This window comes from Paenibacillus shunpengii (assembly GCF_042684905.1).
GTDB lineage: Bacteria > Bacillota > Bacilli > Paenibacillales > Paenibacillaceae > Paenibacillus > Paenibacillus shunpengii.
This window is the reverse complement of the sequence record NZ_JBHUMJ010000026.1, coordinates 1-634: the sequence shown is the minus strand read 5'-3', so window position 1 is coordinate 634 and position 634 is coordinate 1. Positions and strand designations below refer to the sequence as shown.

Sequence of the window (634 nt, the reverse complement as noted above, 5' to 3'; positions counted from 1 at the left end):
TGTTTCGGGTCCATCGTGTTCGACATGAACGACATCGAACCAGATAGCGCCTCATTTACACTTTGCCCAGCTTTTAGGGCCTGTTTTGTAATCTCATCGTATATTGCTTGACCAAGTGCCTCGCTCCCTGATCGTGCCGTGAAGGTATCCATAAAACTAATCTGCTCCATGGCTCCGCCAAGGGTTTGACCAAGAAATCCGGATGCAGCTTGCAGTGATAAATAGGCAGCCGCAATCCCTTTAATTTGATCGACAATTCCTTCAGCTTCCCTTGATCCAGTACGTAACGAGTTGTTAACCCTATTTTGAGTAGAAAGCATACTTTCTTGGCTCTGGTTAACCTTACTGAAACTTCGACTCATGTCAGCAGCGCTCGACTCCATAGAGTTACCAAGTGAATCGGCTTTACTGATCATTGAATCCATCTTTCTTGCAGCGCTGGTCGTATCGATGTCCATATCGATATTCCCATTCATGGCATGTTGCAGTTTATCCATATGTTTCGTAGTGGTTTCAACAGCCTGATTGACGCGGTTCAAAATTTTCGAAAAATTATCGAACAGTTGAAGGCTGGTTGCTACTGTTTGCAATGTCTCACCTCCCGTTTAAGGGCATGAAAAAAGCACCCTATATA

Annotated in this window: 1 protein-coding gene; it reads right to left on the bottom strand. The window is 44.5% G+C overall.

The features are described from left to right. Positions 1-590 (bottom strand): hypothetical protein (locus tag ACFSVM_RS25795; protein WP_379265436.1); only part of this gene is annotated, 590 nt, incomplete at its 3' end. Positions 591-634: the final 44 nt, after the last annotated feature.